Source organism: Arthrobacter sp. TJ-263 (genome assembly GCF_058269155.1).
The window spans coordinates 2,118,778-2,143,301 of record NZ_JBZCNE010000001.1 but is presented as its reverse complement, the minus strand read 5'-3'; the positions used below and the strand labels follow the sequence as shown (position 1 = coordinate 2,143,301).

The following is a 24,524-nucleotide window of genomic DNA, read 5'->3' as shown; positions in this document are numbered from 1 at the left end:
GGAGACCGTCCGAGCGGGTCCTGCTGCGCGCGGGTCCGGATCACGCCCTTCACGGCATCTGGTTGAATCGGGGGATGAGCCCAGCACCCGCGCACATCCAGGACCTCGGAGCCTATGTCTCGGCGTCGCCGTCGAGCTTCCACGCAGTGGCGGAGGCCGGCCGGCGGCTGGTGGCCGCAGGATTCCGGCAGCTGGCGGAACAGGACCCCTGGGAGGGAGGGGCCGGGAGCTTCTTCGTCATCCGCGACGGCGCCCTGATCGCGTGGACCGTGCCGTCGGCGGCGGGTCCGACGACCGGTTTCCACATCCTCGGCGCGCACACCGATTCGCCGTCGTTCAAGCTCAAGCCCAGGCCCACCACCGGGAAGTACGGCTGGCTGCAGGCCGGCGTGGAAGTGTACGGCGGCCCCCTCCTGAACTCCTGGCTGGACCGCGAACTCGCACTCGCCGGCCGGCTCACCCTCCACGACGGCACTGAACACCTCGTGTCCACCGGGCCGATGCTGCGTTTCCCCCAGCTCGCGATCCACCTCGACCGCGCCGTCAACGACGGCCTGGCCCTCGACAAGCAGCGCCACATGAACCCGGTCTGGGGCCTCGGAGAGCCCGCGGGTGCCGACCTCCTCGGACTCCTCGCCGCCGGCGCCGGCGTCGACCCGCGCGCAGTCGGCGGCTTCGACGTCGTCGTGGCCGACACGCAGGACCCGCGCGTCTTCGGCGCACACGGGGAGTTCTTCGCCTCCGGACGGCTCGACAACCTTTCCTCCGTCCATGCCGGGCTCACGGCGCTCATCGGGGCGTCGTCGGACGGGCCTGCGCACGGACCGATCGCCGTCCTCGCGGCGTTCGACCACGAGGAGGTGGGCAGCGGCTCCCGGTCCGGCGCCAGCGGCCCCTTCCTCGAGGACATGCTCCTGCGGATCTCGCTGGGGCTCGGCGCCGGGTCGGAGGAGCGGCTGCGGGCCCTCGCGGTGTCCTTCTGCGTCTCCGCCGACGCCGGCCATGCCGTGCACCCCAACTACGCGGAGCGGCACGACCCCGCCAACCTGCCGGTCCTCAACGGTGGTCCGCTGCTGAAGATCAACGCCAACCAGCGGTACACCACCGACGCCCCCGGCGCCGCGTACTGGGCGGCACTTTGCCGCGCCGCCGGCGTGCCGTACCAGGAGTTCGTGTCCAACAACGTGATGCCGTGCGGCTCCACGATCGGACCGCTCACCGCCACCCGGCTCGGCATCCGCACGGTCGACGTCGGGGTGCCGCTGCTGTCCATGCATTCGGCGCGTGAACTCTGCGGCGTCGACGATCCCGGGTACCTAGCACAGGTCAGCGGCGCGTTCTTCCGCGGCGGGCAGTAGGGGACTCCCCCCGAGTTCGTCCCGGCCGGTCCGTCCGGTAGCATTGAGACGTCTGTGCCACAGCCGTTCGTCGGTCAGTACCGAGGACGGTGGCCGGACCAACGCAAAAGAACCTCCTGTTGCGGAAAGACCGCGACCGCTCAGCCCAGAGGAGGTGGGTTCACACATGCGTGCATATGAATTGATGGTAATCATCGACCCCGACGTCGAGGAACGCTCCATCGACCCAACACTCGAGAAGTTCCTGAATGTCGTCCGCAACGGCGGCGGCACCGTGGACAAAGTGGATATCTGGGGACGCCGGCGCCTTGCGTACGAGATCCAGAAGAAGACCGAAGGCATCTACGCCGTCGTCAACTTCACCGCGACCCCGGCCGTGGCTTCCGAGCTCGACCGCCAGCTGAGCCTCAACGAGACGATCATGCGCACCAAGATCATCCGCCCCGAGGAGCAGAAGGTTTCCGCCGAGTAATCTCGGTAGATCCCTCATCCATTCATCCCGCTCCGGCGGGAAGTGACTCAAGGAGGCACCATGGCAGGCGAAACAGTCATCACGGTGATCGGCAACCTCACCAACGACCCCGAGCTGCGGTTCACGCCGTCGGGATCAGCGGTGGCCAACTTCACCATCGCGTCCACTCCTCGCACGTTCGACCGCCAGACCAACGACTGGAAGGACGGCGAAACGCTGTTCCTCCGGGCATCGGTGTGGCGTGAGGCTGCGGAGAACGTCGCCGAGACCCTGACCAAGGGAACCCGTGTGGTTGCCCAGGGCCGACTCAAGTCACGTTCGTACGACACCAAAGAGGGCGAGAAGCGCACCGTCATGGAGCTGGAGGTGGACGAGATCGGTCCATCCCTGCGCTATGCGTCCGCGAAGGTCACCCGTACCCAGCGCTCCGGCGGCGGGAACAGCGGCGGCTTCGGGGGCAACTCCGGCGGCAATTCCGGGGGCAACTCCGGCGGTTCGAACTCAGGATCAGGTTGGGGCGGGGGCCAGCAGGCCCAGCAGCCCGCGGATGACCCCTGGGGTGCTCCTTCGGGCGCTCCCTCGGGTGGAAACTCGCAGGGCTGGGGTAACGGCCCCGACTCCGAGCCTCCCTTCTAGGCACCTCCAGGCAGCAGTTCCGTTCCCGGAACTGCTGCCGCGGTCACCGACAGGTGACTGGCACGTCCCATCCCGCAGAATCGTTCTGCGGGCTCCACCATCCAAAGGAGCACCACGATGGCTAAGGCTGAACTCCGTAAGCCCAAACCAAAGTCCAACCCCTTGAAGGCCGCTGACGTCACCGTCATCGACTACAAGGACGTAGCCCTGCTGCGTAAGTTCATTTCCGATCGCGGAAAGATCCGTGCCCGTCGCGTCACCGGTGTGACCGTCCAGGAGCAGCGCAAGATCGCCCAGGCAATCAAGAACGCCCGCGAAGTCGCCCTCCTGCCGTACTCCGGCGCCGGCCGCGGCTAGGGAAAGGGACACACTATGTCGAAGCTCATTCTGACCCAGGAAGTCACCGGACTCGGTGCCGCAGGCGACGTCGTCGAGGTGAAGAACGGTTACGCACGTAACTACCTTCTGCCCCGCGGCTTCGCCCTGATGTGGAGCAAGGGTGGCGAGAAGCAGGTCGAGTCAATCAAGGCTGCCCGCTCCGCCCGCGAGCACGCATCGCTCGAGGACGCCCAGCGTCAGGCCGCCGCACTGTCGGCGAAGCCCGTCACCCTGACCGTCAAGGCGGGTGGCTCCGGCCGCCTGTTCGGCACGGTCAAGGCCGACGACGTCGCGAAGGCCGTCGAGGCCGCAGGCCTCGGCAAGATCGACAAGCGCAAGGTCGAACTCCCGGCGCACATCAAGTCGGTCGGCTCGTACCAGGCCAATGTCCGTCTCCACGAGGACGTCGCAGCAGTCATCGACCTGGACGTCGTCGCAAGCTAGGCAGCCAGGGGTCCCCGGACGAGCGAAGCGAGTTCGGGGAAGGCCGCCTGGCGCTAGGCAGCCAGGGGTCCCCGGACGAGCGAAGCGAGTTCGGGGAAGGCCGCCCAGCGCTAGCAGCGCCGCACCAGCGTTACCGGATCCATCAGGGAGCCTCCGCCATCACGGCGGGGGCTCCTTGCCGTTTCGGGTCTCTTCCGACCATTCGCACGAGAGCATGTTTCCCGTTCCGGCTCCGGATCCATGCCTGCCCGCGACTCCACCCACCCGGTCCGGACCGGCTCGGGAAGTACACTCCGGGGTATATGCCCTGCGCCGGCGCGGAACTTCCCGGATCTGTGAGTTTCCCGAGGGTGGCACTGCGGGTATATATGCGGCCACGCCACTGGAACAACGCCCGCGGCGGTCCTGTCAACAGCAGTCCTGTGGATGACCGATGTCTCACAACCAATCTCGGTCCACAGGCCGTGGACAACATCGTCGCAGGTCAGACGCTGATTCGTGCTCGAGATGTTTTCTTGTCCACAGGGTTGTCCCCATCCTGTGCACAAGATATGCCGTGCAATCCACAGCTTATTCACACTTACCCACAGCCCCTGTTGGCACAGCGCTTGGCGGTGTCCCGGGAGGGGACTAGCGTTGCGGGGGATTCCCAAAAGTGAGGGTGTCGGGTGATAGGCCTGTTCCTGTCGGACCCGCCCCGGGTGTCCGGTTGACGCCTCGGCGCAACCGCTTCGACAGTAGGAGAAAGGCCCCTCAGTGTCCCTCGCACATGCAGACTCATCATCGGACACCCGGAGCCCCGAATTCTCGCGTACGCCGCCGCAGGACCTCGTGGCGGAGCAGTCCGTGCTCGGCGGCATGATGCTGTCCAAGGACGCGATCGCCGACTGCGTCGAGGTCCTTCGCGGCGTGGACTTCTACCGGCCCGCCCACGAGAGCATCTACGAGGCCATCATCGACCTCTACGGCCGTGGCGAGCCGGCCGACGCCGTCACGGTGTCCGACGAACTGACCAAGCGCGGCGAGATCTCACGCATCGGCGGCCCTGCCTACCTCCACACGCTGATCCAGTCCGTGCCGACGGCGGCCAATGCGGGCTTCTACGCCGAGATCGTGCGGGAGCGGGCCGTCCTGCGCAGGCTGGTCGACGCGGGTACCAAGATCGTGCAGCTCGGCTACTCCAACGACGGCGAGGTGGACGACCTCGTGAATGCCGCCCAGGCCGAGGTGTATGCGGTGGCGGAACGCCGCACCGCCGAGGACTACGTGGCGCTCAAGGACATCATCGAGGGCACGGTCGACGAGATCGAGTCGGCCGGCCACAAGGGCGAGGGCATGACGGGCGTGCCCACCGGTTTCTACGAACTGGACGAGCTCACGCAGGGACTCCACGGCGGCCAGATGATCGTCGTCGCCGCCCGCCCCGCGATGGGCAAGTCGACCTTCGCCCTGGACTGGGCCCGGTCGGCAGCGATCAAGCACAACATGACCACGGTCTTCTTCTCCCTCGAGATGGGCCGCAACGAGATCGCCATGCGCCTCCTCTCCGCCGAGGCCACCATCGGGCTGCAGGATCTCCGCAAGGGCACGATCAAGGACGAGCAGTGGGGGAAGATCGCCACCACCATGGGGCGCATGAACGACGCCCCGCTGTTCATCGATGACAGCCCGAACATGTCGCTGATGGAGATCAGGGCCAAGTGCAGGCGGCTGAAGCAGCGTCACGACCTCAAGCTCGTGGTGCTGGACTACCTGCAGCTCATGTCCTCCGGGAAGCGGGTGGAATCCCGTCAGCAGGAGGTCTCGGAGTTCTCACGTGCCCTGAAGTTGCTGGCGAAGGAGCTCAATGTCCCGGTGGTGGCGCTGTCGCAGCTGAATCGTGGGTCCGAGCAGCGGACGGACAAGCGGCCGCAGGTCTCGGATCTGCGCGAGTCGGGGTCGATCGAGCAGGATGCCGACATGGTCATCCTGCTGCACCGCGACGACGTGTACGACAAGGAGTCGGCGCGCGCGGGTGAGGCCGACGTCATCGTCGCCAAGCACCGTAACGGTCCCACCAAGACGCTCGTCGTCGGGTTCCAGGGCCACTACTCACGCTTCAACAACATGGCCGCGGACGGCGGGGGCTACTAGTCCTTCTTGGGTCCGAGCTCGAGGATGACCGTCTTGAGGCGATCGCGCAGGTCCTCGGAGGCGAGGCCGTCCTCGGCCATCAGTTCGTTCTCGATGTTCTTCGCCCGCTCCAGGGCCTTCAGCCCGGCCGACGTGATCGTGATGCGCTGGCTGCGCCGATCGGCGGAATTACGGAGCCGGGTCACGAGGCCCCGCTTCTCGAGGCGATCGAGCGTACGCCCCACCGTCTGCGCCTGGACGTGGACCAGCTGGGCGAGTCGCACGCCGGTGAGGGTACCTTCACGTTCGAGTACTCCCAGCGTCGTGAGACCCGCGTGCGTGATGCCGATGCTCAGGAGCTTCTCGTTCCAGGAATGCTCGACAATGCGGGCCGCGGTCGTCAACAGGCGGCTGGTCGACCAATCGTTCAACTCAGGCACGATAGCGTGTCCTTCCCCTCGGTCGTCAGCGGGTGAATCCGCTCGTTCCTGCTACTTACTCTAGATAACAATACCCGAAATAGACAGCAGGCTTATTATAATTCCTGCACTACGGGCAAGAAGGTTGCTCACATCTTCCGGTGAGGCGGTAGGTGCTGCCCCTCCAACGGCAGGAGGACCCGGGGCGATGCCCCGGGTCCTCCTGGATCAGCACATGCTAGAGGTTGTTGCCCCGGCGCGTGCCTTCGTCGCCGTCGACGTCGATCTGCTCCTTGCGGACTTCTTCGCTGACGGTCTCGTTGGTGGTGACGGTCTCCTTGTCGAGGCGCACGCGCTCGACGGGGACCGCTTCCTTCTCGACGACCGGGCGCTCGGCGTGGAGGGTCACTTCGTGCTCCTCCTCGCTGATGGCCGGGCCGTCGAGCGCGTCGCCACGGTTGGCGTCCGTGATGGGCTCGCGCTCCACGCGGACTTCCTCGCGGCTGACGGGGACGGTCTTCGTCACGTTCTCGGTGACGACGTACTTGCGCATGCGGGCACGGCCGGCCTCGCGGCTTTCCGTTCCGACGCGCAGCTGCTCCTCGGAGCGGGTCATCGCATCGTCCGTGGTGGGGCCGGAGGTGTCGTGGCCCACGGTCCCGCGGTCCGTGTCCGTCAGGTCCGCGCGGCGGCCGCTCGTGTCGAGGTCGACATCGCGGTCGTTCAGGCCGGCGGTGCCGGTCCCGGTCGTCGTGCGGGTCGTGTCCGTGTAGTTGCTGGTGCCGCCGCCGATCTCGTAGTGGCGGTAGAGGCGATCCTCTTCCTCCGGGCTGAGGTTGCCGTCGGACTCGATGCGCGGGGCATCCTTCACCTGGTGCTTGCTGTAGGGAACCCGGACGTCATGACCTTCGACGTCGGCGCCCTGGAGCGGGATGAAGGACTCGGAGGTGCCGAACAGGCCCGTCTTCGCCGTGACCCAGCTGGGCTCGCCGGTCTGGTCGTCGAGGTAGACCTGGCCGATCGAGCCGATCTTCTCTCCGTCCGAACCGAGCACGTTGCCGCCGTTGCCGAGCATGGTGTCGATGTTGTCCTGAGTAATCATTTCCTTCTCCTTCTGAGTAATCTCACTGTGAGGGTATGGATTTCTCGGCTGTGTTCCACCGGGAGGTTCCACCGGGGGCTAGAGCCCCCGAGACCACCGGCCTCTAGAGTAAGCATACTTAGTACCGGATGGGAAGCAGGCTTAGCGTTTTCCTCGGATCGAGCCGCACCGCGGGCGTTCATGCGCGGTGGTCGCGGCGCAGCAACTTTCGCGGCACCGGTCGCGTCCGTATGATGGGCAGAAGGTCCAGCCACCGGCCTGAAACCCTTCGAATCGCCCCACGCGTGCGCTTGATGCGAAGGATCCGCTACAGTCGTCAGATTCGAGCGCCGGTAGGTCACTCGGGGACGCCGGACGACAGGGCGGAATCCGGAGCCCCCATCGCCACGCGGCCGGCCGACTCGCCGAGCTCCCGTGAAAGGGTACTCATGTCAGCACCACGTCCCCCGTACATCCACGAGGTCATGATCGCCGCCGCGGATCTCGAGAACGCCGAGTTCGAGCGCGACCGCCTGGTGATCGCCTGCGGCGAGGCGATCCGGCAGGCTCTGGCCACCGGCCTCACGCACGCCGAGATAGGGCTGGCGGCCAATCTGCCGGAGGTGGAGGTCAGGCGCCTCGCGGAGGCTCCTGGCTACGGTCCTGACGTCCTCGGAGGCGTGGCCGGCTCGGCCCGGTCCGCCCAGGCCCAGGAAGCCTCGCTGATCAGCCTCGACCCGTCGCTCGTACGCGGGCTGCGCCACGACGGCGGACGGGCGTTCATCGACCTGACGGCGGGCGCGGCCGGGGGGCCGGATGCCGCCAGCTGACGCGGGTCCCGGAGCCGCAAGAGGCGAGGGCAGAATCGCCCTGCTGGTCATCGACATGCAGAACGCCTTCTTCGAGGACGAGACCCTCGCCAGGCAGCAGGAGGGCCTTGTCGCGGCCTGCAACGGGCTGATCGGCGCCGCGCAGCGCGGAGGGGCCCCCGCGCTCGTGGTGCGCACCGAACACCTGCGGGACGGCTCGACGTGGACGCGGTCGATGCTCGACGACGGTCAGGGCTTCATTTTCCGCGGCAGTCATCAGGCGGACGCCGTTGCAGGGCTGCGCGTGGACGGACTCGAGGTCGTGACGAAGTCCCGTGACAGCGCCTTCTTCGGCACCGATCTTGCGCTGCGGCTCCGCGCCCTGGGCGTGGACCACCTCGTCCTCGCCGGTGTCTCGACGCACAGTTGCATCGCGCAGACGGGGGCCGACGCCTTCGCCCACGACTTCCAGGTCAGCTACGCCCTCGACGCGATCGGCAGCACGAACGAGCAGTACGCCGACGCGATGCTGGAGATCATCTCCGTGGGGTACCGTCAGTCCGTCCTCGGCCGAGTCGAGGCGGAGTCGCTGTTCACGTGATGCGCGAGCTGCGGCATCGGAGTGGAACGACGACGGCGGTCACCGGAGAAGCTCCGGTGACCGCCATCAGTGCGTGATGGATCAGCGCTGCTGGACGTTCGACTTGGCATCCTGCGCGCTGCCCTTGACGTCACTGGCGGCCCGCTGGCCCTCACCCTTGACGTCCTTGACGGCGTGCTGGCCCTCGTCCTTGACGGTCTGCACGGAATCGGCAGCCGAGTCCTTCACGGACTGGACCGCTTCCTGCGCCGGCTCCCGGACCTCCTCGACGACGTGCTTGGCTGCCTCGGTGACCTTCTCCTTCAGGGGCGCCACCTGCTCCTTGAGCTGGGCGGCGGCCTGCTGCTCCTTCTGGCTGGCAGGGATGAGCGAGCCCACGAGGAGCCCGGCGCCGAAGGCGATCAGCCCCGCGGCGAGCGGGTTGCCCGCTGCCTTGTTCGAGATCTGGGCGGGTGCTCCCTGGACCGTGTGGCCGGCGTGCTGGAGCTTGTCCCGGGCGGAACCGGCTGCTGAGTGGGCGCTGCCGAGTCCGCTGTCGAAGCCGCTGCCGGTCTTGTCCTTGGCGTGTCCGGCCTTGTCCTTGACCGCCCCCGTCACGTCCTCGGCCTTGCCGAGCACGGAATCCTTGACGTCTTCGGCCTTGCCCATGACGGTCTCCTTCACGTTGCTGAAGCTGTGCTTGACCTTGTCGGTCTGGCGCTGCGCGATGTTCGCGGGGTTCACCTTGTCGGCGATGGCGTCGACGTCCGTCCCCAATTCCTGGCGGGTGCGTTCGATATCTGCGCGGATCTCATCTGGCGTCTGGCTCATGGGGTGTGCTCACCTGGTTTCAGTGTCGGCGGAATCTCTTTGACGGTCTCCGCTGTCTGGGGGAGACCCTTGACCTGCTGCATTTCCTTCTTGCCCTTCATGGCGAGCACCGCGGCGACGATGCCCCAGAGGACGGCCACGATCACGGCGGCCCAGCCCAGCGGCATGAAGGCACCGAGGCCCCACATGAGGGCGAGGGACAGGAACAGGAGGACGAAGTGGCCTCCGACGGCTGCGCCGGCGAACATGCCTGCGCCCTTGCCGGCCTTCTTGGCCGACTCGGTGGCCTCGGCCTTGGCCAGGGCCACCTCCTGGCGCATGAGCTTGGAGAGATCCTTCGTCACCTCCCCGAGCAGCTCTCCTACCGACGCACTGGCGGAGCGCTGCTCGGCCTCGGTCGGCAGGGGTGCGGCGGCCTGATGGGCGCCACCGGTGTATGCCTCACTCATCAGCGCAGGCCCCCGTCATTCGGCCGGGTGCCCACGGGAGGGGTGCCGGGCGCGATGGTGGGGTAGTCGTCCGTCGGGTCCACGAAGGCCGGGTTGGAGCCGGCGACGTGCTGTCCGCCCGTGGTCTCGCCGAAGCCCGCGGAGGCGGGGGTGCCGCTGTAGGCGTCGGAGCCGACCTGCGTGTACCCGGAGTACGTACCCGTCGTGGCGGTACCGGCGGACGAAGAGTCCCGGCCGGAGGTGCCGGCCGAATCGCTGTTGCCCTTGGCGCCGCGGGTCAGACGACCGACGACGAGGCCGGTGCCTGCCGCGATGGCGAGGAAGGTCCCCGGCTTGCGCCGTGCGAACGCCTTGACGTCCTCGAGGATGTCGGAGGCGTCGCGGTTCTCGAGCCAGCTCGCCGCCGATCCCGTGCGCTGCGATGCCTGCTTGACGAGGTCCGACACGAAGTGGTTGTCCGACTTGTCGGCCATGGACTGCAGTTCGTCCGAGACGCCGCGAATGCCCTCGGTGATCTTCTGCTGCTGGGTCCCGGCCTGGGACTTGACCTCGGAGGTCACGGTACCGAGGAGGTTCTTCGCCTGCGAGCCGACCTCGGCCGCGACGTTCTTCGCTTCGGTGGCGGCGGTGCCGGCGACATCCTTGGCGTCGGCCGCGGCGGTGCCTGCGACGTTCTTCGCCGCTTCCTTGCCGTCCTGGCCTACTTTCTTGGCCTGGTCCTTGGCCGCAGACTTCTTGGAGTCGTCGGAACCGGTGGTGCCACCGGAGAATTCTGTGCTGCCGAGCTCATGGGTGCTGAGGTCCGCGGTGGACGACTCAGGCCCGGTGGTGGAGGGAACCAGGGGATCCTGCGGCCAATTCTGCGTAGTCATGGTTGTTCCTTACGTTGATATTGCCGTTAAAGCGGATGCTCCATCGTGTTCTCGATGCGATGGTCCGGCAGTTCGTGCTGGACTTGTTCCCAAAGCTAAGCATGCTTAGCTTCAATCTCGCAAGCTCTTTCTCCAGAAACTGCAAGATAAAAACAAGTAGACTTAGCATCTTACGGAACGAGCAGGCCTGCCGCTAGCGTCGACACGACAGGATCTCCAGCGGCCGCTTCCAGAAGGAGCGGAATCCCCAGGGGTCCCGACGCGGAGAGGAAAGCACCAGTGTTCTTCCACAAGCAAGAGCTCCAGTACAAAGCCACCCCCGACAAGCCCGACGCGGTCTACGCCCGCAAGCTCCAGGAGGTTCTCGGGGGCCAGTACGGCGAGATCACCGTGGCCCTGCAGTACAGCTTCCAGGCCTGGAACGCGCACATCCCCGGTAAGTACCGCGACCTCCTGTTCGGGATCGGCGCGGAGGAGTTCGGTCATGTCGAGATGCTCGCCACGATGATCGCCCAGCTCCTCGAGAAGGCGCCGCTCGGAATCACCGAGGACGCCGTTCAGTCCGACCCGGCCGTCGCGGCCGTTCTCGGTGGCACGGACATGCAGCACGCCATCGTTGCAGGCGCCGGGGCACGGCCGGTGGACAGCATGGGCAACCCGTGGCAGGGGAGCTATGTGACCGCCAGCGGCAATCTGCTCGCCGATTTCACGGCCAACGCGAACGCCGAGATGCAGGGCCGGCTCCAGGTGGCCCGCCTCTATCACATGACCGACGACCACGGGATCCGGGACATGCTGTCCTTCCTGCTCGCCCGCGACACCATGCACCAGAACCAGTGGCTGGCTGCGGCCCGGGAACTGCAGGAGTCCAAGATGGAGGAACTGCCCGTGCCGAGCAACTTCCCCCTCAAGAAGGAAGAGCGGAGCGTCGCCTACCAGTACCTGAATTTCTCCGACGGCAAGGCGGCATCCACGGGCAGCTGGGCCTCCGGCCCCACGCCGGACGGCAAAGGTGAGTTCACCTACCACGACGGCCCGACGACGAGTGCTCCCATGCCGCCGGCCACCCACCCCGATGCGCGGTTCTACGGGACCACCGAGATCCCGAATACCGTCGAGAAGATGGCGGGCACCCTGCAGGACAAACTGAACCGCGAATAGCCTTTCGCGGGCTACCGAGAGAGGGCAGTCTCATGACGAACACGAACAACCGCACGGTGGATGGTGGTCGTACCACCCTGCAGCGCGCCGCCCAGGCGGTGGGCGTCGTCTTCCTGTTGGTCGGAATCCTGGGCTTCATCCCTGGGATCACCTCCAACTACAGCAGCATGGCGTTCGCAGGACACCAGTCCGAGGCGCTGCTGCTCGGCATCTTCCAGGTGTCGATCCTCCACAACATCGTCCACCTGCTCTTCGGTGTCGCCGGCCTGGCGATGGCGAAGACCGTCTCGGGCGCCCGCGCCTACCTGCTGGGTGGTGGCGTGATCTACGCGATCCTGTGGATCTACGGACTGATCATCGACCAGCAGTCGGCAGCGAACTTCGTTCCGGTGAACGATGCCGACAACTGGCTCCACCTCGTGCTCGCGATCGGCATGATCGCCCTCGGGCTGATCCTCAGCCGCGACACCTCGAGGAGCGCGAACCGCGCCTGACCGGGTTCTTCCACGGGGAGGAGCCCCACGCGCTGAATGAATGACCGACGACACCGGGTCGGCGGGTGCCCACGGGCGCCGGCCGGCCCGGCGTCGTCGTGCGGTGGCACGTGCCGCGGGTGCCCCCGACCGCAGACGCGAAGTATGCTTAGTATCGCGGCCCGGATCAGTGGGCGCGTCCGCCCACAGAAGAGGTCCTTCATGAAGCAGCCCTCCCCGCGCGGAGAACTCAGCGCCCTCCTCCTGTCCGTCATCGCAGGATCCGTGGCGTCCGCACAGGATGCCCTTCCCCGACTCGACGCGCTCACCGGGGAGTCGATCTCCCGGACGCCGGACATCCTGCACGACGACGACCTCCAGCTCGCACTCTTCTGCCTGTACGAGCTGCACTACAGCGGCATCGACGGGGCGGGTGACGACTGGGAGTGGGACCCGGACCTCCTGCGGATCCGGCACCGCATCGAGGCCGCCTTCGAACAGAGGGTCCGCGACGAGACCGTCGTCCCCGCCTTGCCCGAGCCCACGAGCGAAGCGGTCTGCGCGGAGCTGTTCCGGCTGACCGGCGAGGACGGTGGGCCCAGCATGTCCCGTTTCGTCGCGAAGTCCGCGACGGACGACCAGCTGCGGGAGTTCCTCGTGCACAAGTCCGTCAACCAGCTGAGGGAAGCAGATCCGCACACCTTCGCGATCCCGCGGCTGTCCGGACGCTCGAAAGCCGCGATGGTGGAGATCCAGGCGGACGAGTACGGCAACGGACTGCCGGCCCGGATGCACTCCGCGCTCTACGCCCGGACGATGCGCGAACTCGGCATGGAGGACGCCTACGGTGGCTACCTCGACGCCGTCCCGGCGATCACGCTGGCCGTCAACAACCTGATGTCGCTGTTCGGCCTCCACCGCCGCCTCCGGGGTGCGATCGTGGGGCACCTCGCCGCCTACGAGATGACCTCGTCCCAGCCCAACCGCCTGTACTCACGGGGCTTCAAGCGCCACGGGTACGGCCCCGACGTCACGGAATACTTCGACGAGCACGTCGAGGCCGACGCCGTCCACGAGCAGATCGCCGGGCGGGACATGGCCGGCGGGCTCGTCGAGTCCGATCCGCTCCTGCTCGAGGACGTCCTGTTCGGGGCTGCCGCCGGTCTCGCGATCGACACCCTCATGACGGTGCACATCATGGAGTCCTGGGAATCCGGGCGATCCTCGCTGCGTGGCTCGGGAGTGGCCGCCTGATGGGCGTGGACAGGGTCGCGGACCAGCAGGATACCGAGGGCGCCCAGGAAGCACGCGCCGGCCACCCGCTGAACTCGGGGTCCGCCGCGCCCGTGTCCGTCGTGGCGTGTCCCGACGGACCGCTGCTCGTCCGCGGCGACTTCACGCTCCTCGGCGCCGACGGGGAGGAACTGCCCCGGACCCGGCGCACCGTGGCCCTCTGCCGGTGCGGTGCTTCCGTGCTCAAACCCTACTGCGACGGCTCCCACAAGCTGATCGGCTTCCGCTCCGAGCCCTGATGCGCGTCCGTCCCGCGCGCCGCCGCGGATGGACGATCCCGACATGTGCGGCATGCTGGTGGGAACACCGAGAGGGGCCAGGCATGGCGATCGACCTGAACAGCGACGTCGGAGAATCCTTCGGCAACTGGTCGTCGGGCGACGACGCGCGCATCATCCAGTCGGTCTCGAGCGTGAACGTGGCCTGCGGTTTTCACGCCGGGGACCCCATCGGGATCCGTGCCACCTGCGCGTCGGCGGCCGGGGCCGGGGTGACGGTGGGCGCGCACCCCGGCTACCGGGATCTCGCCGGCTTCGGCCGCCGCTTCATGGACGTCGACCCTCGTGAACTGACCGACGACGTCGTCTACCAGATCGGGGCCCTGCAGGCCCTCGCACGGGCCGCCGGGACGAGCGTGCGCTACGTCAAACCCCACGGTGCCCTCTACACCACGATCGCCGTCCACGAGCGCCAGGCCCGCGCCGTGGTCCGGGCCGTCCGTGACGTCGACGACACCCTGCCGCTGCTGGTCCTGCCGAACAGCGTGATCGAGGCCGAGGCACGCGCGGCAGGGCTCCGCACGGTCGCCGAGGCGTTCGCGGACCGCGCCTACACGCCCGACGGCAAGCTGGTGCCGCGGCGCGAACCGGGAGCGGTGCTGCACGAGGAGGCCGACGTCGTCGCGCATGTCCTGCGCCTGGCCACCGACGGCGAGGCCGTGGCCGTGGACGGCAGCCGGATCGCGATCACCGTGGAGAGCATCTGCGTGCACGGGGACACCCCGGGCGCCGCCAGTATGGCCGCTGCGGTCCGGCGGGCCCTTGATGCCGCCGGCGTGACGGTCGGTGCGTTCGCCTGACACCGCCGGCCCCGGATGGCCGGCCGACCTGACCCTGAGGCCCGTGGGCGACCGCGCCGTGCTCGCCGAACTGCCGGGCCTGCCGGAGGTCCTCAGCCTGCAGGCCCACCTGCGGGACCACCCGGTCGAGGGCCAGGTGGACGTGGTCGCCGCGGCGCGCACCGTGCTCGTCACCGTGCGCGAGGCCCGGCAGCTGGACGCCCTTACGACCCGGCTCCGCACGCCCGGCCCGGCCGTTCCGGCCACCCGGGAGGATGGGCTCGTCACCATCGAGGTCCAGTACGACGGCGCCGACCTCGCCGGCGTCGCTGCCCTGACGGGTTTGAGCGTCGACGCGCTGATCACCGCCCACACGGGGACGCCGTGGTTCGCGGCGTTCGGGGGTTTCGCACCGGGCTTCGCGTACCTCACCGGAGGCGACTCCCGGCTGGAGGTCCCGCGCCGGGACGTGCCGCGGACGGTGGTGCCGGCCGGCGCGGTCGCGCTCGCCGGAACGTTCTCGGCCGTGTACCCGCGGGAGTCCCCCGGCGGCTGGCAGCTGATCGGCCGCACGGACGCCGTGCTGTGGGACACGCATCGGGACCCTCCCGCACTCCTCAACCAGGGCACGCGGGTCCGCTTCACGGCGGTCCGGGAAGTGGTCGAGCTGGGCGCCGTCCGCAGGGCCGGCGGAGCCAGGAGTCAGGGGCGTCGGGTGCCGGCGGAGGAGCGCCCGCGTCCCCGCGCGGAGGCGCCCGCGGGGCTGACCGTCGTCGACCCCGGCCTTTCCAGCACGCTGCAGGACCTGGGACGGCCCGGGCTGATGCGCCTCGGGATCGCCGGGGCCGGAGCGCTGGACCGCGCCGCGCTCCGCCAGGCGAACAGGCTGGTGGGCAATCCGGCGGGAGCGGCCGGGGTCGAGACGCTCCATGGGGGACTCGCGGTCGAGGCGGGGGAGGACCACGTGCTCGCCGTCACGGGCGCCGACGTCGGCCTGCTCATTTCCTCGCCGGACGGACGGGAGCGCGAGCCGGCCCTGTGCGCGCCCTTCCTCCTGCGGGCGGGCGAGGTGCTCCGGCAGTCCGCGCCCGCGACCGGCCTGTACGCCTACACCGCCGTGCGGGGCGGGTTCGGGGCCGAGGCGGTCCTCGGCAGCCGGTCGACCGACTCGATGTCGGGCCTCGGGCCGCCCGCGCTCGCGCGGGGCACGCGGTTGCCGGTGGACATTCCCGTGCCAGGGTCGACGGTCGGGGATCCGGAGGTTCCCCGCCGATCGGTCACACCGGAGATCCTGCGGGTGGTGCCCGGCCCGCGGGACGACTGGTTCGACGCCGGCCTCGCGGGCCTGTGCGCCCCGTCGTGGACGGTGACGGCCCGGTCCAACAGGATAGGCCTGCGCCTCGACGGGCCCGCGCTGACGCGGCGTCTCGGGGGGGAGCTGCCGAGCGAGGGCACCGTGCGGGGTGCGCTGCAGGTGCCGCCGTCGGGGCTGCCGGTGCTGTTCCTCGCCGACCACCCGGTCACGGGCGGCTACCCGGTGATCGCCGTCGTCGTCCCCGAGGACCTGGACCGGGCTGTGCAGCTCCCTCCGGGATCCCCGGTCCGCTTCCGGAGGTTCCACTGACGGAATCCCCTGCACATGGAGTTTCGCTGAACGAAATCCAGGTGACACCCCCGGCCCGTAGCGTTGGACCGCACACCACTTCCACAGGAGGCCGCCGTGCAGACGCTGAGGATCAGACAGGTTCCCTGGAGCAATCCCGTCGGTCGGGGGCTGCGGGAGGCCTTACGCGCGGAGACCGACCGCGGGCGGGTGCCATCCGCCTCCGCAGGGACGGAGGACGACGGCGCGGGTGTCGTCGTCTTCCTGATCGTTTACGAACGGGCCACCGGAGCGCCGGTCGGCTGCGGCGGCCTGCGGCGGGGCGCTGATGGAAGCACGGGTGTCGAGCACCTCTACGTGCTCCCGTACGCGCGTTGGTCAGGAGTGTCCTACGCCATCACCGAGGCACTGGCCTCCTGGGCGCTGGAGCACGGCGTCCGTCCCGAGGGCTCCCTCACACGGCCAGGAATTCTGCGCCTCTAGGGGATCACCGAGCAGAGGGGGTGCGGCCATCGGGCGCACCCCCTCTGCTCGGTCCTGCGACGGCTACTTGCGCGGTGCGCCCAGATCCACGGGATCCTCATCCGTCAGGTAGGCGAACTCGGAGTGCGCGGTGAGGTCGATGCCGCGCAGTTCGTCGGCCTCCTCGATCCGCAGGCCGATGGTGCGCTGCAGGACCTGGGCGATCACCCACGTGACGGCGAAGGAGTAGGCCAACACCGCCACGGTCGCGAGCGCCTGGACGCCCAGCAGCTCGAAGCCACCGCCGTAGAACAGGCCCGAGACGCCGTTGGGGGCATCCGCCGTCGCGAACAGGCCGATCAGCAGCGTTCCCAGGACGCCACCCACCAGGTGCACACCGACGACGTCGAGCGAATCATCGAAGCCGAGGCGGAACTTCAGCTCGATCGCGAGGGAGCAGACCGCGCCGGCGATCGCACCGATGGCGAGGGCGCCCATCGGGCTGACCGCACCGCACGCGGGGGTGATGGCGACCAGCGCGGAGACCAGGCCGGAGGCGGCCCCCATGCTGGTCGCCGCACCGTTGCGGACCCGCTCGACGGTGGCCCAGGCCAGCAGGCCGGCCGACGCCGCGACGGCGGTATTCAGGAAGACCACCGACGCGGACTGTCCGGCGGAGAGGGCGGAGCCCGCGTTGAAACCGAACCAGCCGACCCACAGCAGGCCCGCGCCCACGAGGACGAGCGGGCGGCTGTGCGGCCTGGCATGATCCACCGTCGGCCAGCCGTGGCTGCGGCCCAGCACCATCGACAGGGCGAGGGCTGCGATCCCGGCGTTCATGTGCACGGCCAGGCCGCCGGCGAAGTCGATCGCACCGAGGCCGTTCGCGATCCACCCGCCCACGACCGAGCCGTCCTCGGAGCTGAAGGCGAAGACCCAGTGGGCGATCGGGAAGTACACCAGCGTGGCCCACACGCCGGCGAAGATCATCCAGGCGCCGAACTTCATGCGGCCGGCGGCCGCACCGGCGACCAGCGCCGTCGTCACGCAGGCGAAGAAGAGCTGGAAGGCCGCGAACAGGATCGGGGGGATGGGCGCGGAGGGGTCCTCGGCGAGCAGCTGGCCCAGTCCGGCGTACTCCGTGACGTCCCCGATGAGCCCCAGTCCTCCGATCGAGTCGCCGAAGGCCATGGAGTAGCCGAACAGGGCCCACAGCACGGCGACGAGGCTCGCCCCGCCGAAGCACATCATCATCATGTTGAGGATGCGGCGGGACCCCACCATTCCTCCGTAGAACAGGGCCAGGGCCGGGATCATCAGGCAGACGAGCGCGGTGCTGGCGAGAATCCAAGCGACGTTTCCAGAATCCATGGGGAGTCCTTTCCGTGACAGCGCCTGGGCGTACCGGACGGGACTGGGCCCGGATCGCACTGCTGGTGTGCGTCGACCCGGGATGGCACGCCGCGCTGAGTCATGGTAGGCAGTGCGAGGTTTCAGGTCCCGGCGGGTCCGATGAACTCTGGGTAACGCCGAGTCCCACCCCTAGCCACCGGCGACGGACTGCATGATCATGATCGTCGCACCCGCGGGAACAGCCGTGGCCAGGCCGTCCAGCCGGCGCACGTCCTCGCCGTCGACATAGATGTTCACGTACCGCCTCAGCACGCCGGTCTCCTCGCGGATCCGCTGGTCCAGCAGGGGGCGTCCCTCGCCCAGCCCGTCGAGCACCGACGCCACGTCGGCGCCGTCGGCGATGCTCAGGCGGATCGCGCTGCGTCCGTCCACGTACTGGCGCAAGAGCGTGGGGATCAGGACGATCACCGAGGGCAGCGGCGAGGTCTCGGGCACGGTGACCACCTGCTCAGCCGGGCACGACGGCGGCACGCACGGAGAGCACGTCCGGCAGGTGGCTTGCCACTTCCTGGAAGGTCCGCCCCTCGTCCGCGCTCGCATAGACGGACCCGCCGCGCGTCCCGAAGTAGACGCCCGGGACCTCCGCCGTGTCGACGCAGGCGGCGTCGCGCAGCACCGCGTTGTACTCCGCCTGCGGGAGTCCGGCGCCGCTGCCCTCCCAGGTGGCTCCGCCGTCGTCGGTCCGGTGCACCTGGAGGTGCCCGTCGGGCGGGATGCGCTCGCCGTCGGCCTTCAGGGGGATGACCCACGCCGTGCCGCTGCGGTGCGGGTGCGTGAGCATGACGAAGCCGAAGTCGGCCGGAAGGCCCTCGGCGATGGACTGCCAGGAATCACCGCGGTCGGTGCTCGCGTAGACGCCATGGTGGTTCTGGGCGAACAGGCGGTCGGGGTCCACGGCGTCGCGGGCCACCTTGTGCACGCACTGGCCGAACTCCGGGTCCGGATCCGGCATGAAATACGCGCTGATGCCCTTGTTGCGGGGTTCCCAGGACGCCCCGCCGTCGTCGGACCGGTAGACGCCGCCCGTGCTCATCGCCACGTGGACGGTGTCGTCGGCCGGGCTCGGCAGGACGGTGTGGGCGGCCGCACCACCGAAGCCCGCGCCCCATTCGCCGCGATGGGGGTGGTCCCACAGGCCGCGGTTGAGGGTGAACGTCTCACCGTGGTCGGTGGACCTCCACACGGAGATCGGCTGGCATCCGGCCCAGACCACACCGGGGCGGTCCTCTGCGTCGGGCTGGATCTGCCAGATCCGCTCCAGCGCGGCGCCGTCGTCCGTGCCGAACCGGATCCCGCCCTCCCGGGGTTCCGCCCAGGTCTCACCCAGGTCGTCGGAGTGGGCGATGCAGGGACCGAAGTGCCACGACATCCGACCCGCGAACAGGCGGGTACGCCCACCCCGGGTGTCGATCCCGACACTCGGGATCTCCTCCATGAGGAACTTCGGGCCGGAGAGGGTCCACTCCTGCCGATCGGCGCTCGACGCGAGCCACAGACCCTTCTTCGTGCCGATGGCCAGGAGTGTCGTTGCTGGAGTTGGCATGTCTTCCCCCGTGCATGGGAGCGGCCGAGGAGCCGCGCGTGTGATGCATATCACTTGGGACCCTGCCACCGGCCACTCGTTTTGTACAGGGCCCGCTACCCCCTTTTGTCCGCATCCCCGGAATGGGCCGGAGCGCTGTGCCAGAGTGGGACGGTGCGATCGCTGGGGAGCGGACATCACGTCCACCTGGAGGCATCGTTGCGTCAGACCGAACTCGGGAACACCGCGCCGTCGCGGTTGTGTCCCGGTCCCGGGCATGCACCCCGCGCACGGCGGCACTGCGTCGGCAAGCACTGCATCGACGTACGCGACGGGTTGCTCGTTCTGTGGTGGGCACCCGGCTCGCGCCTGACCCTCGCGGACGTCCTGGCCGCCTATGAGGGGATCCGCAGTCTGTCCGACGGCTACGTCCTGCCACTGGTCGTGCATCTGCAGGGCCTGGGCGGGATCGCGCCCGCCGCCCGGATGGCCATCCTCGAGGGCTCCCTGACCTCACGCATCGCGTTCGTCGGCACCGGTCCGGTGGATCAGGTCATCGCCGCTTTCCTGGCATACGCGCGGTCGGAGACGCACTACTTCGAGAGCGCCTCCGACGCGGAAGCCTGGGCCCGTCGCATATCGCCCGCGACGGGGATGTCGCCTTAGTCGGCTTCTTTTCCTTGAATCAGGAGGAAGGACGGACATCCGCCGATAGCGTCCCGAGCGGGACGAATATATCCCGGGTCAGCCCGGCGGCATCACCCGGGTAACTACCTCAGCGGCTCTCGTTATAGGCGTCGATGATGGACTGCGTGATCCGCCCACGCGAGCTGGGATTGAACCCGTGCTCCTGGGCCCACTTGCGGATCTGCTGCGTGTCCTCGCGCTTCGAGCGGGAGGACGACGATTTCTGGCCGGCGGACTGTTGCCTGCCGGACGAAGCCTTGCGCCCCTTGTCCACGTAGGCGGACAAAGTCGTACGCAATGACTCCGCATTCTGCGCCGTGAGATCTATCTCGTAATCGGTGCCGTCGAGGGCGAACCGCACGGTCTCCTGTGCTTCCTCGCCGCTGAGGTCGTCGACCAATTGCACCTGTACCCGCTGGGCCATCATTTTCTCCTGTAACGTCCGAAGTCCGAATAATCAGCCCCATTGATACGACTCTATCCCGGTGAGCAGTGCGGGCGGAAAAAATCTCCCCATTGTCCATTCCGGCGCGAATGCGGAATGCGAATTACGGCTCCCGGACGTCGGTGTGCTATTCACCCGGGCGGATCAGGTGGCTGCGGCGCCGTCGGCCTCGAACGCGCGGACCACCGCGTCGTGCGGTACCCGTTCGTGAAGCCGGGTCACGCCACCCTCGTCCTGGATACGCTCGGCCAATCGGCGCGCCCAGCGGTGCTCGAGGACGAGCAGGAGGCCCACCTCCCCGTTGCCGACGGAGGCGGAGGCGAAGGCGACGTCCCGGTCGCTGAGCAGGGTCATCGGCGACGGGTGGGCCAGCAGGTTCTGCAGGGATGCAGGCAGGCCGTCGTCGACGTCGGCGAAGGACACGGTGCCGTCGGTCGCGCGGGCGATCAGCACGATGTCGATCAGGGCCACTGCGCCGCTGTCGAGGGCTTCATGCAGGGCGTCCACCACCCGGGAGCCGCCGTCGAGGGTGGGTGTCGAGAAGACCAGGACGTCCACGGGGCCAACCCTCATGACTCCCCTCCCGCCCGGCCGTTTCCTGCTCGTCGCTGCTGCAGACGGTGCAATCGTCCGCCGGGGCGGGTGGCGGATCGTCACCCGCGTGGGGTGACCGTCCGGCCAGACGGGGGACTTTGGACTCAGGCCGGAATCAATCCCGGGGTGAACTCTTGGAGGAAGGCGCCATCAGGTCGACGATGCCTCACCTCCTGCACGGGTGGGTGCGCGGCAGGAGAGCAACGCCGGACAGGTGGTAGGCATGAACAGCATCATCAGGGCGAAGACGACCGTTCCGGGGATCGGTGCGCACGAACTCGACCGGCCCCGGCTGATGGCGCGCCTCGACGCGCTCAAGCAGGCCGGGTGCCGCGCCGTCACCATCGGCGCTGCTGCCGGCTCGGGGAAGACGACGCTCGCCGCCCAGTGGGCACGGAGACGGCGGGCGTCCGGGGACCACGTCGCGTGGGTCTCCCTGGATCCCTCGGACAACGCCCCGGGGCGTTTCTGGGGCCTCGTGACGGAAGCGCTGGAGCCGTCGGACGGCATGCCATCGGACCGGTGGACCTCACCCTCGCCGGCGGCGGCGGCGGCGCGGATCGGGTGGCTCGATGCCCTTCTGGATCATGCGGGCAGGGGAACCGTGAACTCCGTGCTGGTCCTCGACAACTGCGAGCACCTGCGTGACGCCGGATTGCTCCTCGAGGTGGACTACGCGGTGCAGCGTGCGCCGCAGGGGTTCACTGTGGTCTTCTGCGGCAGGCAGCTGCCGGAGCTGCCCTCGTTCTACCGGCTGGACCTCGACGGCGCCCTGGGGCGGGTAGGGCAGGAGGAGTTGATGCTGCGGCGGCGGGAGATCGCACGACTGTTCGCTCCTGTGCGCTCCGACATGGACCTGCTTCTCGAGGTGACCGAAGGGTGGCCCGCCGCCGTCGTCCTCGCGCACGCGATGGGGGAGGGGGACGCTCCGGCCGCCGCGGTGACGGGGGGGACGGCCTACCTCGACCGGCTGTGCGGGCAGCTCTTCCCGTCCTTCCCCGAGGAGGTCCGCACCGCCCTCGCCGTCATGGCCTTGATCGAACCCTTCACGGTGGATGATCTGTGCACGGCGCTCGCCAGCACGGACGCGCCGCGCGTGTTCGACGCTGCGGTCCGGGCCTCGGGCCTCGTCCTCCCCACGGACACCCCCGGGTCCTTCCGGCTGCATCGCCTGCTGTCCCGGTGGCTTCTGGGCGGGGGATCGGGCGCCGCCGCGATCGACCGTCCTGTGGTGCACGCCCGGATGGCACGCCGTCGCCTCCGCCAGGCGCGGCACGCGGAGGCGCTCGCCCATGCCGGGAGGGCCGGCGACGCCGGCCTGCTGCGTGACGTCGCCGCCGTCTCGGGACTGCACCTGCTGTGGAGCAACGACCTCGCCGCCCTGGACTGGATCCTGCGCGACCTCGCATCCGTCGAGTCGGCGGAGCTCGGGCTGCTCGACAGCCTCCTCTCCCTCGCCAACGGTGACCCGGGTGGCGCCCGCCTCAGGCTCGAGCACGTCGACCACGGAGAGGACCAGGGCGGCCTCGACATGCCCTTCAGCGCTCTGCGGAGCGGGCTCGAGGCGCATCTCATGCTCGGCCGGGGCCGCCCGGAGGAAGCGCTGGAGCATCTCCGGGGCGTGCGCGTCGCGGAACTGCCGCCCGACGTCGGACTCTTCGTGTCCAATGTCCTCTCGGCCGCGCTGATCGCAGCCGCGCGCCTCGACGAGGCCGTCGACGCCGCGAGGGCCTGCGTCGCGACCGCCGACGAGCGGGACAACCCCGGTGCCCGGGTCGACGCCCACACCACCCGTGCTGTGCTCGCCGCGGCGATGGAGGACTTCGCGCCCGCGGCACGCGATGCCTGGGCCGCCATCCGGGTAGGGGAGCAGCAACGGCTGCGTTACAGCCCGCGGCTCCGGCCTGCCCACCTCGTCATCGCCTGGGGCGCGTACCACCAGCTCGACGACGCCGCCGCGCGGTTCCACAACGCGTTCGTGTTCAGGGCGACGTCGACCCCGCCCATGGTGGCGCACTCCGCGTCGAAGCTCCGGCTCATGCTGTCCTTCGCCTCCTCGGAACGACCGGTCGAGGTGGCCGAGGCGCTCCTGGACAGGATCCGCTTCGATCTCGCGCACGGCGCGCAGCCGCGGGATATCGCCGTGTGCTCGCTGCAGGTGGCCGAGATGATGCTGTCCCTCCGCCGGGTGGACGACCTGACGATGCTGAAGGTGGACCTGCGCAGGTACCAGGGCATCAGCGGGGAGCTGCAGGTGATCTCGGTCTGGGAGCACCTGCTGGCCGGCCAGCTGAACCGCTCACGGCAGCTGCTGACCCAGGTGACCTCCGAGTACGTGAAGTGCCAGAGCAAGGTCGGGATGACGACGGCCCTTGCGATGCTCGCGCGCCTCGAGCTGCTCGAGAACCGCCCGTTCAAGGCCAGGGAGGCGCTGGACCGCGCCCTCGCCCTGGCTGCCGAGCGGGGGTCGGTGCGGGGGATCGGATTCGCCGGCGAGACCGTGAGGAACGCGCTCGAGAGGGACCGGCACCACTACCCGCGCTTCACCCGGGAGGTGGACCTGCTCGTGAACCAGCGGCGCCGGCCGGTCCGGGAGATCGCCGGCCCCCCGCTCACGCCGCGGGAGATCGAACTGGTGGCACTCCTCCCCACCTTCGCGACCGTCGACGAACTGGCCCTGGATCTGCAGATCTCCACGAACACGGTCAAGACACACCTGCGCGGCATCTATCGCAAGCTGGGGGTCGGGACGCGGAGGGAGGCCATCGCGGCGGCCGACAGGCTCGGACTCCTCGCGCCCACCCCTGCGCCGCTGCGCGTCCTGCGGAGCGCGTCGGCGCGTGGAACCGCCGGCCTCACCCCTGCGGGGTGAGCCCGTCGGGAGACCCGGTACGCCGGGTGAGACCCTGCATACCATGCTGGGACATCGGGGGCCGAGGACAGGACGTGCCGTGGACATCAACCTCTGGGAGATCGTGTGGGTGGTGTTCGCCGCCGCCCTGTTCGCCGCCTATCTGGCCTTCCTGTTCATCGTCCTCATCGACATCTTCAGGAACGAGTCCTTCTCCGGCTGGTCGCGCGCCCTCTGGGTGGTCCTGCTGGTACTGCTCCCCTTCCTGGCCTCCCTCGCCTACCTGTTCGCCCACGGGCAGACCATGGCATTGCGTACGGCCCGGGGATCCGGACCCGATGCCGGAGCCGCAGCGGTTCCCGCACCCCGCGATCCGACGGCGCAGGTCGCCTCCGCGAACGAACTCCTGCGACAGGGCGCCATCACCCAGGAGGAATACGAGCGGCTCAAGCGGCACTCGCTCCAGCAGGCATCCGGGACCCTCTCGACCGGTACCACGCCCCGCACGCCGACCGGCTGATC

At 68.9% G+C, this 24,524-nt stretch carries 28 protein-coding genes; 18 read left to right on the top strand and 10 right to left on the bottom strand.

Annotation, left to right across the window (positions count from 1 at the left end; genetic code table 11):
• Positions 1-74 precede the first annotated feature (74 nt).
• From AC4D2F_RS10380 to dnaB, 6 genes are all read left to right on the top strand, one after another.
• On the top strand, positions 75-1,358 hold the full coding sequence (locus AC4D2F_RS10380; protein ID WP_490910457.1) for a M18 family aminopeptidase: 1,284 nt from the start codon (positions 75-77) through the stop codon (positions 1,356-1,358).
• Positions 1,359-1,524: 166 nt separating this feature from the next.
• Entirely contained in the window at positions 1,525-1,830 is a 306-nt protein-coding gene (gene rpsF / locus AC4D2F_RS10375; protein ID WP_043442549.1) for a 30S ribosomal protein S6, read from the top strand.
• 60 nt (positions 1,831-1,890) lie between these two features.
• Positions 1,891-2,466 (top strand): single-stranded DNA-binding protein, encoded by a 576-nt coding sequence (locus AC4D2F_RS10370; RefSeq protein ID WP_104167610.1) that lies wholly within the window; start codon positions 1,891-1,893, stop codon positions 2,464-2,466.
• Positions 2,467-2,583: 117 nt separating this feature from the next.
• Positions 2,584-2,823, top strand: a complete 240-nt coding sequence (gene rpsR, locus AC4D2F_RS10365; RefSeq protein WP_005273147.1) for a 30S ribosomal protein S18 — start codon at positions 2,584-2,586, stop codon at positions 2,821-2,823.
• A gap of 15 nt (positions 2,824-2,838) precedes the next feature.
• Complete coding sequence (gene rplI / locus AC4D2F_RS10360; RefSeq protein WP_043442543.1) at positions 2,839-3,288, top strand: 50S ribosomal protein L9; 450 nt, start codon at positions 2,839-2,841, stop codon at positions 3,286-3,288.
• Positions 3,289-4,044: 756 nt separating this feature from the next.
• Positions 4,045-5,421 (top strand): replicative DNA helicase, encoded by a 1,377-nt coding sequence (gene dnaB / locus AC4D2F_RS10355; protein ID WP_394250533.1) that lies wholly within the window; start codon positions 4,045-4,047, stop codon positions 5,419-5,421.
• Here dnaB and AC4D2F_RS10350 read toward each other — a convergent pair.
• Together AC4D2F_RS10350 and AC4D2F_RS10345 are read right to left on the bottom strand one after the other, a co-directional pair.
• Positions 5,418-5,840 (bottom strand): MarR family winged helix-turn-helix transcriptional regulator, encoded by a 423-nt coding sequence (locus AC4D2F_RS10350; RefSeq protein WP_490910456.1) that lies wholly within the window; start codon positions 5,838-5,840, stop codon positions 5,418-5,420. The two genes, dnaB and AC4D2F_RS10350, sit on opposite strands and share 4 nt — an antisense overlap.
• Positions 5,841-6,057: 217 nt before the next feature.
• On the bottom strand, positions 6,058-6,921 hold the full coding sequence (locus AC4D2F_RS10345) for a DUF2382 domain-containing protein (protein WP_104167613.1): 864 nt from the start codon (positions 6,919-6,921) through the stop codon (positions 6,058-6,060).
• 428 nt (positions 6,922-7,349) lie between these two features.
• Here AC4D2F_RS10345 and AC4D2F_RS10340 point away from each other — a divergent pair, with 428 nt between their 5' ends.
• The gene (locus AC4D2F_RS10340) at positions 7,350-7,730 is read left to right on the top strand and encodes a hypothetical protein (RefSeq protein WP_490910455.1); all 381 of its coding nucleotides are present in this window, start codon (positions 7,350-7,352) and stop codon (positions 7,728-7,730) included.
• Positions 7,717-8,310: a cysteine hydrolase family protein gene (locus AC4D2F_RS10335; RefSeq protein ID WP_490910454.1), complete on the top strand. Its 594-nt coding sequence runs from the start codon at positions 7,717-7,719 to the stop codon at positions 8,308-8,310. The genes AC4D2F_RS10340 and AC4D2F_RS10335 overlap by 14 nt, the downstream gene beginning before the upstream one ends.
• Positions 8,311-8,391: 81 nt before the next feature.
• Here AC4D2F_RS10335 and AC4D2F_RS10330 read toward each other — a convergent pair whose 3' ends face one another.
• From AC4D2F_RS10330 to AC4D2F_RS10320, 3 genes are read right to left on the bottom strand one after another with little or no spacing between them, the layout of a single operon-like run.
• Complete coding sequence (locus tag AC4D2F_RS10330; protein ID WP_490910453.1) at positions 8,392-9,120, bottom strand: DUF3618 domain-containing protein; 729 nt, start codon at positions 9,118-9,120, stop codon at positions 8,392-8,394.
• Positions 9,117-9,569: a phage holin family protein gene (locus tag AC4D2F_RS10325; protein WP_104167617.1), complete on the bottom strand. Its 453-nt coding sequence runs from the start codon at positions 9,567-9,569 to the stop codon at positions 9,117-9,119. The genes AC4D2F_RS10330 and AC4D2F_RS10325 overlap by 4 nt, the downstream gene beginning before the upstream one ends.
• A complete protein-coding gene (locus tag AC4D2F_RS10320) occupies positions 9,569-10,441 on the bottom strand; it encodes a hypothetical protein (protein WP_490910452.1) in 873 nt (290 codons plus the stop codon). Before AC4D2F_RS10320 ends, AC4D2F_RS10325 begins: the two co-directional genes overlap by 1 nt.
• Positions 10,442-10,720: 279 nt before the next feature.
• Here AC4D2F_RS10320 and AC4D2F_RS10315 point away from each other — a divergent pair, with 279 nt between their 5' ends.
• The 7 genes from AC4D2F_RS10315 (at position 10,721) to AC4D2F_RS10285 (ending at position 16,511) form a co-directional block, all read left to right on the top strand.
• Positions 10,721-11,602 carry a manganese catalase gene (locus tag AC4D2F_RS10315; RefSeq protein WP_104167619.1) on the top strand — a complete coding sequence of 294 codons (882 nt, stop codon included), beginning with the start codon at positions 10,721-10,723 and terminating at the stop codon, positions 11,600-11,602.
• Positions 11,603-11,634: 32 nt separating this feature from the next.
• On the top strand, positions 11,635-12,096 hold the full coding sequence (locus tag AC4D2F_RS10310; RefSeq protein WP_104167620.1) for a DUF4383 domain-containing protein: 462 nt from the start codon (positions 11,635-11,637) through the stop codon (positions 12,094-12,096).
• A 201-nt stretch (positions 12,097-12,297) separates the two neighbouring features.
• Positions 12,298-13,329, top strand: a complete 1,032-nt coding sequence (locus tag AC4D2F_RS10305) for an iron-containing redox enzyme family protein (protein ID WP_490910451.1) — start codon at positions 12,298-12,300, stop codon at positions 13,327-13,329.
• Positions 13,329-13,607, top strand: coding sequence for a CDGSH iron-sulfur domain-containing protein (locus tag AC4D2F_RS10300; protein ID WP_104167622.1), 279 nt, complete (start codon positions 13,329-13,331; stop codon positions 13,605-13,607). Before AC4D2F_RS10305 ends, AC4D2F_RS10300 begins: the two co-directional genes overlap by 1 nt.
• Before the next feature lie 83 nt (positions 13,608-13,690).
• Entirely contained in the window at positions 13,691-14,446 is a 756-nt protein-coding gene (locus AC4D2F_RS10295; protein ID WP_490910449.1) for a LamB/YcsF family protein, read from the top strand.
• Between the two features lie 43 nt (positions 14,447-14,489).
• Entirely contained in the window at positions 14,490-16,049 is a 1,560-nt protein-coding gene (locus AC4D2F_RS10290) for a 5-oxoprolinase subunit B/C family protein (protein ID WP_490910448.1), read from the top strand.
• A gap of 189 nt (positions 16,050-16,238) precedes the next feature.
• Entirely contained in the window at positions 16,239-16,511 is a 273-nt protein-coding gene (locus tag AC4D2F_RS10285; RefSeq protein WP_490910447.1) for a hypothetical protein, read from the top strand.
• A 63-nt stretch (positions 16,512-16,574) separates the two neighbouring features.
• Here AC4D2F_RS10285 and AC4D2F_RS10280 read toward each other — a convergent pair whose 3' ends face one another.
• The 3 genes from AC4D2F_RS10280 to AC4D2F_RS10270 all read right to left on the bottom strand — a co-directional run bounded on the left by AC4D2F_RS10280 (position 16,575) and on the right by AC4D2F_RS10270 (position 19,446).
• Positions 16,575-17,861, bottom strand: a complete 1,287-nt coding sequence (locus AC4D2F_RS10280; protein WP_490910446.1) for an ammonium transporter — start codon at positions 17,859-17,861, stop codon at positions 16,575-16,577.
• A gap of 171 nt (positions 17,862-18,032) precedes the next feature.
• Entirely contained in the window at positions 18,033-18,338 is a 306-nt protein-coding gene (locus tag AC4D2F_RS10275) for a MoaD/ThiS family protein (RefSeq protein ID WP_490910445.1), read from the bottom strand.
• A gap of 13 nt (positions 18,339-18,351) precedes the next feature.
• A complete protein-coding gene (locus tag AC4D2F_RS10270) occupies positions 18,352-19,446 on the bottom strand; it encodes a sialidase family protein (protein WP_490910444.1) in 1,095 nt (364 codons plus the stop codon).
• A gap of 198 nt (positions 19,447-19,644) precedes the next feature.
• Here AC4D2F_RS10270 and AC4D2F_RS10265 point away from each other — a divergent pair, with 198 nt between their 5' ends.
• A complete protein-coding gene (locus AC4D2F_RS10265; protein WP_490910443.1) occupies positions 19,645-20,091 on the top strand; it encodes a hypothetical protein in 447 nt (148 codons plus the stop codon).
• 109 nt (positions 20,092-20,200) lie between these two features.
• Here AC4D2F_RS10265 and AC4D2F_RS10260 read toward each other — a convergent pair whose 3' ends face one another.
• Both AC4D2F_RS10260 and AC4D2F_RS10255 read right to left on the bottom strand, forming a co-directional pair.
• Entirely contained in the window at positions 20,201-20,536 is a 336-nt protein-coding gene (locus tag AC4D2F_RS10260) for a histone-like nucleoid-structuring protein Lsr2 (protein ID WP_104168192.1), read from the bottom strand.
• 165 nt (positions 20,537-20,701) lie between these two features.
• A complete protein-coding gene (locus AC4D2F_RS10255; RefSeq protein ID WP_146067437.1) occupies positions 20,702-21,130 on the bottom strand; it encodes a DUF6325 family protein in 429 nt (142 codons plus the stop codon).
• 244 nt (positions 21,131-21,374) lie between these two features.
• Between AC4D2F_RS10255 and AC4D2F_RS10250 the strand changes: the two genes are divergently transcribed.
• Together AC4D2F_RS10250 and AC4D2F_RS10245 are read left to right on the top strand one after the other, a co-directional pair.
• Positions 21,375-24,023 (top strand): LuxR C-terminal-related transcriptional regulator, encoded by a 2,649-nt coding sequence (locus tag AC4D2F_RS10250; RefSeq protein WP_490910442.1) that lies wholly within the window; start codon positions 21,375-21,377, stop codon positions 24,021-24,023.
• 79 nt (positions 24,024-24,102) lie between these two features.
• The gene (locus AC4D2F_RS10245) at positions 24,103-24,522 is read left to right on the top strand and encodes an SHOCT domain-containing protein (RefSeq protein WP_490910441.1); all 420 of its coding nucleotides are present in this window, start codon (positions 24,103-24,105) and stop codon (positions 24,520-24,522) included.
• The last annotated feature ends 2 nt before the right edge of the window (positions 24,523-24,524 follow it).

Excerpts from the sequence above, each read along its gene's own strand:
- AC4D2F_RS10380 (WP_490910457.1), top strand. The coding sequence starts at position 75 with ATGAGCCCAGCACCCGCGCACATCCAGGACCTCGGAGCCTATGTCTCG.
- rpsF (WP_043442549.1), top strand. The coding sequence starts at position 1,525 with ATGCGTGCATATGAATTGATGGTAATCATCGACCCCGACGTCGAGGAA.
- AC4D2F_RS10370 (WP_104167610.1), top strand. The coding sequence starts at position 1,891 with ATGGCAGGCGAAACAGTCATCACGGTGATCGGCAACCTCACCAACGAC.
- rpsR (WP_005273147.1), top strand. The coding sequence starts at position 2,584 with ATGGCTAAGGCTGAACTCCGTAAGCCCAAACCAAAGTCCAACCCCTTG.
- rplI (WP_043442543.1), top strand. The coding sequence starts at position 2,839 with ATGTCGAAGCTCATTCTGACCCAGGAAGTCACCGGACTCGGTGCCGCA.
- AC4D2F_RS10345 (WP_104167613.1), bottom strand. The coding sequence starts at position 6,921 with ATGATTACTCAGGACAACATCGACACCATGCTCGGCAACGGCGGCAAC.
- AC4D2F_RS10340 (WP_490910455.1), top strand. The coding sequence starts at position 7,350 with ATGTCAGCACCACGTCCCCCGTACATCCACGAGGTCATGATCGCCGCC.
- AC4D2F_RS10335 (WP_490910454.1), top strand. The coding sequence starts at position 7,717 with ATGCCGCCAGCTGACGCGGGTCCCGGAGCCGCAAGAGGCGAGGGCAGA.
- AC4D2F_RS10330 (WP_490910453.1), bottom strand. The coding sequence starts at position 9,120 with ATGAGCCAGACGCCAGATGAGATCCGCGCAGATATCGAACGCACCCGC.
- AC4D2F_RS10325 (WP_104167617.1), bottom strand. The coding sequence starts at position 9,569 with ATGAGTGAGGCATACACCGGTGGCGCCCATCAGGCCGCCGCACCCCTG.
- AC4D2F_RS10320 (WP_490910452.1), bottom strand. The coding sequence starts at position 10,441 with ATGACTACGCAGAATTGGCCGCAGGATCCCCTGGTTCCCTCCACCACC.
- AC4D2F_RS10310 (WP_104167620.1), top strand. The coding sequence starts at position 11,635 with ATGACGAACACGAACAACCGCACGGTGGATGGTGGTCGTACCACCCTG.
- AC4D2F_RS10305 (WP_490910451.1), top strand. The coding sequence starts at position 12,298 with ATGAAGCAGCCCTCCCCGCGCGGAGAACTCAGCGCCCTCCTCCTGTCC.
- AC4D2F_RS10300 (WP_104167622.1), top strand. The coding sequence starts at position 13,329 with ATGGGCGTGGACAGGGTCGCGGACCAGCAGGATACCGAGGGCGCCCAG.
- AC4D2F_RS10295 (WP_490910449.1), top strand. The coding sequence starts at position 13,691 with ATGGCGATCGACCTGAACAGCGACGTCGGAGAATCCTTCGGCAACTGG.
- AC4D2F_RS10280 (WP_490910446.1), bottom strand. The coding sequence starts at position 17,861 with ATGGATTCTGGAAACGTCGCTTGGATTCTCGCCAGCACCGCGCTCGTC.
- AC4D2F_RS10270 (WP_490910444.1), bottom strand. The coding sequence starts at position 19,446 with ATGCCAACTCCAGCAACGACACTCCTGGCCATCGGCACGAAGAAGGGT.
- AC4D2F_RS10260 (WP_104168192.1), bottom strand. The coding sequence starts at position 20,536 with ATGGCCCAGCGGGTACAGGTGCAATTGGTCGACGACCTCAGCGGCGAG.
- AC4D2F_RS10255 (WP_146067437.1), bottom strand. The coding sequence starts at position 21,130 with ATGAGGGTTGGCCCCGTGGACGTCCTGGTCTTCTCGACACCCACCCTC.
- AC4D2F_RS10250 (WP_490910442.1), top strand. The coding sequence starts at position 21,375 with ATGAACAGCATCATCAGGGCGAAGACGACCGTTCCGGGGATCGGTGCG.